Consider the following 9,373-nt stretch of genomic DNA (forward strand, 5'->3'; position numbering starts at 1 on the left):
CGGCCGCGGCGCCGCGGCCGACCCGCTCGACGACGCCGCCTGGTCCCGCCTCGTCCGCAACACCGCGCGGGCCGCCGCGATCACGCGCGCCGCGGGCCTCGAGCCGACCTTCCACCACCACGCGGGCACCTTCGTCGAGTCGCCGGAGGAGGTCGACCGGTTCCTCGACGCGGTCGACGTCGGCCTCACGCTCGACACCGGCCACCTCGTCATCGCCGGCGGCGACCCGCTCACGGCCGTCGAGCGCTGGGGCGCGCGCATCACGCACCTGCACCTCAAGGACGTCGACGGCGCCGAGCTCCGCCGGGTGCTCGCGGCGGGCGGCGGCATGCGCGAGGTCTGGTCGTCGGGCGCCTTCGTGGCCTTCGGCCGCGGCGACGTCGACCTCGCGAGCGTCATGGCGGCGGTCGAGGCCCAGGGCTTCGACGGCTGGGTAGTGGTGGAGCAGGACGTGCTCAACGCGCCCGACGCCGACATCCGCGCCTTCCGCGCGGAGCGCACCGAGGACCAGCGCGTGAACCGCGAGGCCCTCCGCGCCTGGGCCTGACCCGGCGACCGGCCACGGTCCCCGGCATCCGGCCCACGGCCCCCACCACCCGACCCCGCACCACCCGCACCACCCACGAGACACGAGGACGGCGACATGACCACGACCCCCCTGCGCTTCGGCCTGATCGGCACCGGCCGCATCGGCCAGGTCCACGCCGCGAACATCGCCCGGGATCCGGACGCCGAGCTCGCGTGGATCTGCGACCCCTTCGTCGAGGGCGCCCACGCCCTGTCCGCCCGCCACGGCGGGACCGTCACCGAGGACGCCGCGGCGATGATGGCTTCCGGCGGCATCGACGCCGTCCTCATCGCGTCGCCCACCCCGACCCACGTCGACCTCATCTCCGCCGCCATCGACGCCGGCCTGCCGGTGCTCTGCGAGAAGCCCATCGACCTCGACATCGCGCGCGTGGACGCGCTCCTCCCCCGCGTCCGCTCGGCGGGCGTGCCGGTCGCCCTCGGCTTCAACCGGCGCTTCGACCCGGCCTTCGCGGAGGCCCGCGCCCGCGTGGCCGCCGGCGAGGTCGGCGAGCTCGAGCAGCTCTCCATCGTCAGCCGCGACCCGGCCGCGCCGCCCGCCGCCTACGTCGCGGTCTCCGGCGGCATCTTCCGCGACATGACCATCCACGACCTGGACATGGCCCGCTTCTTCCTGCCGGACATCGTCGAGGTGCAGGCCACGGGATCCACCACGTTCGACCCGGGAGCCCGCGAGCACGGCGACTTCGACACGGCCGTCGTCACGCTCCGCTCCTCCAGCGGCGCGCTGGTCGTCATCACGAACTCCCGCCACAGCGCCGTGGGCTACGACCAGCGGATCGAGGCCTTCGGGTCGCGCGGGTCGCTGCAGGTGTCGAACGCGCTCACGAGCCTCGTCAGCCTCTCGACCGCGACGAGCGTCGAGGGCAAGCCGCCGTACCAGGACTTCTTCCTGGAGCGCTACGCCGCGGCGTACGTGGCGGAGCTCCGCGCCTTCATCCGCCTCGCGCGCGGCGAGGAGTCCGACAGCCCGACGTTCGAGGACGGCCGCGCGGCGCTCGTGCTCGCGGACGCGGCCCAGCGCTCGGCCGTCGAGCGCGTGGCGGTGCCCGTCTCGCTCTGACCCGCCGTCCATCCCGAGGTCCCGGTCGCGCCGCGCGCGCCCGGGACCTCGGCGCGCGCGGGCGCGGGTGCGGGCACGCGGCAGACTGAGGGGTCGGACGGCCTCGCGCACCCGAGAAGTCTCGACCCGGCGTCTTCTTGTCAGTATGTATTGACAAGGACGACGAGCGGGACGAGGATCGCCCCGACGACGACGTCAGGACCCCGCGTGCGGGCGTCCGCCCGACAAGGAGCATTCGATGAAGAGCAGATCCCTCGCCCCCCTCGGCCTCGTGATAGCGGCCGGCCTCCTCCTCACCTCGTGCGCGGGCACCGGCCAGGAGGCCGCGCCCACCGCCGGCGGCGGCAGCGGCGGAGGCGGCGGGGACCTCACCTTCGCCGTCGTCACCCACTCGGGCCCCGGCGACGCGTTCTGGGACCGCGTGAAGTCCGGCGCGGAGACGGCGGGCGGCGACTACGGCGCCACCATCACGTACAACGCCGACCCGGACCCCGCCAAGCAGTCGCAGCTCATCGACAACGCGGTCGCGCAGGACGTCGACGGCATCGTCGTCTCCATGGCCAACCCGGACGGCCTGCAGGACAGCATCGAGAAGGCCGTGGCGGCCGGCGTCCCCGTCGTCACCATCAACTCCGGCATCGAGCGCTCCGCCGAGTTCGGGGCCCTCACGCACATCGGCCAGAGCGAGACCGTCGCGGGCGAGGCCGTCGGGGAGCGCCTCGGCGACGCGGGCCTGGAGAACGTGCTGTGCGTCATCCAGGAGGCCGGCAACGTCGGGCTGGAGGAGCGCTGCTCGTCCGCGGCGAGCGCCTTCCCCGGGCAGATGGCGAACCTCCAGGTCGACGGCACGAACGACGCGGAGGTCAAGGCGACCATCAAGTCCAAGCTGCAGGCGGACCCCTCCATCGACGGCGTGCTGACCCTCGGCGGCCAGTACGCGATCGACGCGGTCGGCGCCGTGGAGGAGTCGGGCAGCGCGGCCCAGATCGGCACCTTCGACCTCTCGGAGGACGTCGTCAGCGCCGTCGAGGCCGGCACCGTCCTGTTCGCGGTCGACCAGCAGCCCTACGTGCAGGGGTTCCTCGGCGTCACGGCGCTCCAGCTCTACGCCACGAACGGCAACGTGATCGGCGGCGGCCAGCCCGTCTACTCCGGCCCGGCCTTCGTGACGGAGGACAACGCGGCGCAGGTCGCCGAGTTCGCGGCGAACGGCACCCGCTAGGCCGCCGGGCCGGGCGCGCACGACGCGCCCGGCCCGCCGTCCCGGTGCCGTCCGCGGCACCCGGACCCGGACCCGCACGCCGCCGCACCGGCGACGACCCCGCATCCCCACCCCCGTGCACCGCCCACACCCCTAGGAGCCCGCGTTGACCACGACGGACATCGTGACGATCGCCACGAGGCCGCGCCTCGAGAACAGGCCGATCCGCAAGATCCTCGCCCGACCGGAGATCGGCGCCCTCGTGGCCGCCCTCGCCGTGCTGCTCTTCTTCTCCCTCTACACGCCGCAGTTCCTCACCCTCGCCGGAGCGGGCGTGTGGCTCGAGTCGGCCTCGACCTTCGGGATCATGGCGGTCGCCGTCGCGATGCTCATGATCGGCGGCGAGTTCGACCTCTCCGCCGGCGTCATGACGGGCTTCTCGGCCCTCGTCGTCGGCATCCTCACCTCCCACTACGGCCTCAGCATCTGGGTCGCGGTGGTCGTGTCGCTCGCGGCGGCCCTCGCGGTCGGCGCCCTCAACGGCTTCCTCGTGATGAAGACGGGCCTGCCGAGCTTCATCGTGACCCTCGGCACGTTCTTCGCCCTCGCCGGCGTCGACCTCGCGGTCACGAAGCTCATCACCGGTCAGGTCGCCATCCAGGGCATGACGAAGGTGCCGTCCTACGACGCCATCCAGCCCATCTTCGGCTCGTCGCTCCAGATCGGCGGCGGCAACTTCTACGTCTCCGTGCTGTGGTGGTTCCTCGTCGCCGCGGTGGCCACGTGGATCCTGCTGCGCACCCGCGCCGGCAACTGGATCTTCGCGGTCGGCGGCGCCAAGGAGTCCGCCCGCCAGGTGGGCGTCCCGGTCTTCAGGACCAAGGTCGGCCTCTTCATGGGCACGGCCGGCGCGGCGTGGCTCGTGGGGATGATCTCGCTGTTCCGGACCTCGACGGTGCAGGCGAACACGGGCGTCGGCCAGGAGTTCATCTACATCATCTGCGCGGTCGTCGGCGGGTGCCTGCTCACGGGCGGCTTCGGCTCCGCGATCGGCGCGGCCCTCGGCGCCCTCATCTACGGCATGGTCTTCCAGGGCATCACGTTCGCCCAGTGGGACACGAACTGGCTGCGGACCGTGCTCGGCGGCATGCTCCTCGCGGCCGTGCTCCTCAACAACCTGGTGCGCACGCGGGCGGGAGGCGGACGATGACCACGGACATCGATCCCGGCGCCGCATCCGCGCGCCTCGCGGGCGCCACGCCCGGTGCCGCGGAGGAGGCGGGCGGGCGCCCGACTCCCGCGCTGCCCCCGGTCGGCTCGACCATCCTCGAGGTCCGCGACATCGGCAAGAGCTACGGCGCCGTCAACGCGCTGACGGGCGTCTCGACGGTCGTGAACGCGGGCCAGGTCACCTGCGTGCTGGGCGACAACGGCGCCGGCAAGTCGACCTTCATCAAGATGCTCGCGGGCGTGCATGCGCCGAGCGAGGGCACGATGCTGCTCGACGGCGAGCCCGTCACGCTCGGCTCGCCGCGCGCGGCCCTGCAGGCGGGCATCGCGACGGTCTACCAGGACCTCGCGGTCGTGCCGCTCATGCCCGTCTGGCGGAACTTCTTCCTGGGCTCCGAGATCACGAAGGGCCGGGGGCCGCTGCGCCGGCTCGACGTGCAGGCCATGAAGTCCATCACGCACGACCAGCTCGCCCAGATGGGCATCGACCTGCGGGACGTCGACCAGCCCATCGGCACGCTGTCCGGCGGCGAGCGCCAGTGCGTGGCGATCGCGCGGGCCGTGCACTTCGGCGCCCGCGTGCTGATCCTCGACGAGCCGACGGCCGCGCTCGGCGTGAAGCAGTCGGGCGTGGTGCTGCGGTACATCGCCCGCTCGCGCGACCAGGGCCTCGGCGTGGTCTTCATCACGCACAACCCGCACCACGCGTTCCCGGTGGGCGACCGGTTCCTGCTGCTGAACCGCGGATCGAGCCTCGGCACGTTCGAGAAGGACGAGATCACGCTCGGCGAGCTGACGAGCCTCATGGCCGGCGGCGCCGAGCTGGACTCCCTCGCCCACGAGCTGGCGCGCGACCCCGGCGCGGACGGGAGCCGGCCGGCGCCGGACGCGTGAACGGGCGCGTGCCAGGATGAGACGTTGACCTGACCAGCGAGGGAGCGATCCGCGTGACGCAACCGGAGCAGATCCTGCCCCCCGACCTGTTCCTGGCGCTCGACCGCTCGGGCCCGGTGCCGCTCTACTACCAGGTGGCCAACCTGCTGGAGACGGCGATCCACGACGGCACGCTGCCCGCGGGCGCGCGGCTGGAGAACGAGATCGCGCTGGGCAACCGGCTCGGCCTGTCGCGGCCGACGATCCGGCGGGCCATCCAGGACCTGGTCGACAAGGGCCTGCTCGTCCGCCGCCGCGGCATCGGCACGCAGGTCGTGCACGGCCGGGTCACGCGCAACGTCGAGCTCACGAGCCTCTACGAGGACCTCGAGCGGCAGGGCCAGACGCCGCGCACGGAGATGCTGTCCTCCGCGCGCGGCACCGCCGACGACCGGACCGCCGAGGCGCTGGGCGTCGAGGTCGGCAGCCCCGTCCTGCACCTCACGCGGCTGCGCACGGCCGACGGCGTGCCCCTGGCGATCCTCGACAACGTGCTGCCCGAGCCGTTCGTCGACCTCGACCCCGAGGAGCTCGCGACGCACGGCCTGTACCAGCTGCTCCGCGGCCGCGGCGTGATCATGCGGGTCGCGAAGCAGCGCATCGGCGCGCGCGCGGCGACCGCGTCCGAGGCGCGGCTCCTCGACCTGCCGCGCGGCGGCGCCGTGCTCACGATGTCGCGCACGGCGTTCGACAGCTCCGGCCGCGCGGTGGAGCACGGCCAGCACTGCTACCGGCCCGACCTCTACTCGTTCGAGATCACGCTGGTCGACCGGTAGCAGGCGATCCCCCCAGAACCCGTCGAGTCAAGGGCCGTGGCGATGCGCATCCGCGCGCCTAGCCTCAGCGCCATGAAGCACATCACCTACGCCGAGAAGTCGCTCCTCCTGGGCGACGAGGCCGCCGACACCCTCATCGAGTACGCGGCCGTGCTGGCCAGCCACGGGCGCGGGGACAGCGTCACCCTCCGCGCCCTGAGCTCCGACGGGGACGAGGTGGACGCGACGTTCCTCCTCACCGCCGGGGCGCCGCTCATGGCGGAGACCGCGACGACGCGGCTGCCCGCGCCCGAGAACGCCGAGGCCGTGGCGCTCATGCGGTCGCGGATCGACCGCTGGGAGCGGCCCGAGGCCGTGTCCGCCGGCGAGACCCACCCTGGGAGCGTCGTGGACGAGGACCACTTCCGGTTCGAGTGACGGCTTCTAGCCCAACCAGCACCATGGGGTCAAGGGTCCGGCCGGAATGAGCAGGGACCCGTGAGGGTCGTTACCTTCGGCATCAGGATCGTGTACCCGCACGGACCCGGACGGAGGACCCGGCCGTCGCCCTCGTCGAGGGCGCCCGCCGCGTCATCCCGCCCACGGCGTACCCGGATGACGCCGTGGGACGAGCCCGGGACGACGCCCGCCCCCCGCGTCGCCCCGGGCTCCCTCTCGCGGCCGCGACGAGGCCGCGACGCGGCCGCGACTGCGCGACCGGAGCGGCGGACCGGATGTCAAGGGTCCGCGCCCGATTCGCGGCCCCGGACGAGCCGTGGCTAGTCTCGATCCACGCCCTCGAGCCACGCCCCAGCGTCCTCATCGCGTCGATGCGTCCGGGCAGCCCCGTCCCCTCGCGTCGAACGCGGACAGCGCGCCGACGCGGGAGCCTCCCGCGTCCGGATGAACGGAGAGAGCCGGACATGGGCCACCTCATCTACGACTCCCGCAGCCGCACCGAGATGGAGGACCGCGCGCTCGCGCACCTGCAGATCGTCATCATCAACAAGCTCCGCCGCAAGGAGAGCTTCTCGTTCTCCTGGAAGAACCCCGCGTCCGAGGGCGACGGGCGGCGCACCATCTGGATCGCCCCCGAGATCCCCCTGGAGTTCGTCTACCTCGGCGGTCGCGCTCCGGCGATCAACATGGCCTGGGTCGAGGCGATGATGCTCGCCGCGAACACGTCGGCCGGCCTGCACCTCGTGCGGGAGCCCGCCTCGCCCGCCTCCCCGGCCACGCCCCCCGCGGCCGGCTGACCACCGACGGGCGTCCGCCCGTCGTCGCGCTCCATCACCCGGAAGGGCCTCATGGCCATCAGCAACATCCCCTACGACGACGACCGCATCGTCGCCGCGCTCGACGCGGGCGCCGGCGTGCGCTCCGAGACGCGCGACGTGCGCGTGGACTTCACGGGGACGGGGATCACGGAGGACGACGTCGCGACCGTGACCGCCACCCTCACGTGGACGGTGCCCGCGCCGGTGGCCGTCCGGATCCTGGACGCGGCGCGCGTCCTCGCGGAGGACGTCCACCACGATCCCGAGCCGACCGACCTCCGCGCGTCCACGGCCGCGTTCGACGACGGGGCGCACGACCCCGCGTAGCACCTTCGACACCGGGGCGGCGCCCCCCTCCCCAGCGGCACCCGTCCGGCCTAACGTGGAGGGATGAGCGACCTCGACGACGACGCCTTCAGCGCCCTGGCCGACTCCCTCGCCGACTCCGACGTGCTCGACGTGCTCGCGGACCTGGTGCGCGCGAGCACGCGGCACACGTCCGCGACCGAGGGCGGGATCGTGCTCGTCGACGCGGGCGGCGACCTCCACGTCGTCGCGTCCACGAGCGAACGCGCGACGGACGTGGAGGAGGCGCAGCTCGGCGCCCTCGAGGGCCCGGCCCTCGACTGCGTGCGCGGCGGCGAGCCCATCGAGGTCCCCGAGATCGCGGACCGCGCCGACGCCTGGCCGCGCTTCTCGCGGCTCGCCGCCGAGGGCGGCTTCCGGGCCGCGCACGCCACGCCCATGCGCCTGCGCGGGCGGACCCTCGGGTCGCTCTGCCTCTTCGCCCCCGAGCCCGGGGCGCTCAGCGACCGGGATGCGGCGCTCGTGCAGACGCTGGCGGACCTCGCCACGCTGAGCGTGCTGCAGCAGCACGCGCTCGACCGCAGCAACGCCCTCGGCGACCAGCTGCAGCTGGCGCTCGACAGCCGGGTCGTGATCGAGCAGGCGAAGGGCGCGATCGCGCAGCGCATGGGCATCACGGTCGACGAGGCGTTCACCGTGCTGCGTCGCCAGGCGCGGTCGACGTCCCGGCGCCTGCGCGACGTGGCGGCGGAGGTCCTCCGCGCGGAGGGGCGCACGGGCTGATCCGCCTCGCCCGGAGCATGCGCGGAAGATCCAATATCCTATAGGATCTGTTAATCACGACCGCGTGCTCGACGAGGAGGACTTGACGGATGACCCGGCTCTGGAACGACCCCGCGGACTTCGCCGACGACATGACGGCGGGCTTCGTGCGCGCCAACGGCCGGTGGGTCCGGCGGGTGCACGGCGGCGTCTCCCGCTCCACCCGCGCGGCCGAGCCCGAGGTGGCGGTCGTCATCGGCGGCGGCTCGGGCCACTACCCCGCGTTCGGCGGGCTGGTCGGCCCCGGGCTCGCGCACGGCGCCGCCATGGGCAACCTCTTCGCGTCGCCCTCCGCGCACCAGGTGGAGTCGGTGATCCGCTCCAGCGACCAGGGCCGCGGCGCGCTCCTCCTCTACGGCAACTACGCGGGCGACGTGCTCCACTTCGACGACGCGCAGGAGCGGGTGCGGCGTGACGGGATCGACTGCCGCACGGTCGTCGTGACGGACGACATCTTCAGCGCCGGCCCCGACGAGCAGGAGCGGCGCCGCGGCATCGCGGGCGACCTCACCGTATTCAAGGCGGCCGGCGCGGCCTCCGCCGCGGGCTACGACCTCGACGGCGCCGAGCGCATCGCCCGGCACGCCAACGCGCGCACCCGGTCCATGGGCGTCGCCTTCACGGGCTGCACCCTGCCCGGGGCGGACGAGCCGCTGTTCTCCGTGCCGGAGGGGCGCATGGCGATCGGGCTCGGGATCCACGGCGAGCCCGGCATCGACGAGACCGACATCCCCTCCGCCGACGGCCTGGCCGAGCTCTTCGTACGGCACCTGCTCGCCGAGGCCGAGGTCCCCGACGGGGTCGAGGTGCGGGGCGCGCGGGTGGTCCCCGTCCTCAACGGCCTGGGATCGGTGAAGAACGAGGAGCTGTACGTGGTCTTCACGCGGGTCGCGGACCTGCTGGAGGAGGCGGGCATCACCCTCGTCGACCCGCAGGTCGGCGAGTTCTGCACCAGCTTCGACATGGCGGGCGCCTCGCTCACGCTGTTCTGGCTCGACGAGGAGCTCGAGCGGCTGTGGACCGCGCCCGCGGACACCCCGGCCTTCCGCAGCGGCGCGTTCGACGGATCGGCGCTGCAGCCCGTCGACGCGCGCGAGGACGACGAGGTCGACGCCGCCATCCCCGACGCCACCGACGCGTCCCGCGCGGCCGCCGTCCGGGTCGCCGCGGCGCTCGACGCCGCGCACCGGGTCGTCGC

At 73.6% G+C, this 9,373-nt stretch carries 11 protein-coding genes; all 11 read left to right on the plus strand.

The features are described 5' to 3' along the window. The coding region (locus Q6969_RS09610; RefSeq protein WP_317230235.1) for a sugar phosphate isomerase/epimerase at positions 1-547 on the plus strand (547 nt) is incomplete at its 5' end. Positions 548-643: 96 nt separating this feature from the next. Beyond that, entirely contained in the window at positions 644-1,651 is a 1,008-nt protein-coding gene (gene iolG, locus Q6969_RS09615; protein ID WP_317230236.1) for an inositol 2-dehydrogenase, read from the plus strand. 238 nt (positions 1,652-1,889) lie between these two features. Then, the gene (locus Q6969_RS09620; RefSeq protein ID WP_317230237.1) at positions 1,890-2,873 is read left to right on the plus strand and encodes a sugar ABC transporter substrate-binding protein; all 984 of its coding nucleotides are present in this window, start codon (positions 1,890-1,892) and stop codon (positions 2,871-2,873) included. A 145-nt stretch (positions 2,874-3,018) separates the two neighbouring features. After that, a complete protein-coding gene (locus Q6969_RS09625) occupies positions 3,019-4,062 on the plus strand; it encodes an ABC transporter permease (RefSeq protein ID WP_317230238.1) in 1,044 nt (347 codons plus the stop codon). Continuing rightward, on the plus strand, positions 4,059-4,976 hold the full coding sequence (locus Q6969_RS09630) for an ATP-binding cassette domain-containing protein (RefSeq protein WP_317230239.1): 918 nt from the start codon (positions 4,059-4,061) through the stop codon (positions 4,974-4,976). The genes Q6969_RS09625 and Q6969_RS09630 overlap by 4 nt, the downstream gene beginning before the upstream one ends. Positions 4,977-5,029: 53 nt before the next feature. Beyond that, on the plus strand, positions 5,030-5,791 hold the full coding sequence (locus Q6969_RS09635) for a GntR family transcriptional regulator (protein WP_094115215.1): 762 nt from the start codon (positions 5,030-5,032) through the stop codon (positions 5,789-5,791). 72 nt (positions 5,792-5,863) lie between these two features. Next, complete coding sequence (locus Q6969_RS09640) at positions 5,864-6,208, plus strand: hypothetical protein (protein WP_317230240.1); 345 nt, start codon at positions 5,864-5,866, stop codon at positions 6,206-6,208. Positions 6,209-6,693: 485 nt separating this feature from the next. Further along, positions 6,694-7,026 (plus strand): ATP-dependent DNA ligase, encoded by a 333-nt coding sequence (locus Q6969_RS09645; RefSeq protein WP_317230241.1) that lies wholly within the window; start codon positions 6,694-6,696, stop codon positions 7,024-7,026. Positions 7,027-7,077: 51 nt separating this feature from the next. Beyond that, positions 7,078-7,374 (plus strand): hypothetical protein, encoded by a 297-nt coding sequence (locus Q6969_RS09650; RefSeq protein ID WP_317230242.1) that lies wholly within the window; start codon positions 7,078-7,080, stop codon positions 7,372-7,374. A 63-nt stretch (positions 7,375-7,437) separates the two neighbouring features. Then, positions 7,438-8,136 (plus strand): GAF and ANTAR domain-containing protein, encoded by a 699-nt coding sequence (locus tag Q6969_RS09655; RefSeq protein WP_317230243.1) that lies wholly within the window; start codon positions 7,438-7,440, stop codon positions 8,134-8,136. 89 nt (positions 8,137-8,225) lie between these two features. Continuing rightward, a partial coding sequence (locus tag Q6969_RS09660) for a dihydroxyacetone kinase family protein (protein WP_317230244.1) occupies positions 8,226-9,373 on the plus strand: 1,148 nt, incomplete at its 3' end.

The organism is Clavibacter sp. MX14-G9D, assembly GCF_032917815.1.
GTDB classification, from domain to species: Bacteria; Actinomycetota; Actinomycetes; order Actinomycetales; family Microbacteriaceae; genus Clavibacter; species Clavibacter michiganensis_K.

Coding starts and splice junctions, on each gene's coding strand:
- Q6969_RS09630 (WP_317230239.1), top strand. CDS start 4,059: ATGACCACGGACATCGATCCCGGCGCCGCATCCGCGCGCCTCGCGGGC.
- Q6969_RS09640 (WP_317230240.1), top strand. CDS start 5,864: ATGAAGCACATCACCTACGCCGAGAAGTCGCTCCTCCTGGGCGACGAG.
- Q6969_RS09650 (WP_317230242.1), top strand. CDS start 7,078: ATGGCCATCAGCAACATCCCCTACGACGACGACCGCATCGTCGCCGCG.
- iolG (WP_317230236.1), top strand. CDS start 644: ATGACCACGACCCCCCTGCGCTTCGGCCTGATCGGCACCGGCCGCATC.
- Q6969_RS09645 (WP_317230241.1), top strand. CDS start 6,694: ATGGGCCACCTCATCTACGACTCCCGCAGCCGCACCGAGATGGAGGAC.
- Q6969_RS09620 (WP_317230237.1), top strand. CDS start 1,890: ATGAAGAGCAGATCCCTCGCCCCCCTCGGCCTCGTGATAGCGGCCGGC.
- Q6969_RS09655 (WP_317230243.1), top strand. CDS start 7,438: ATGAGCGACCTCGACGACGACGCCTTCAGCGCCCTGGCCGACTCCCTC.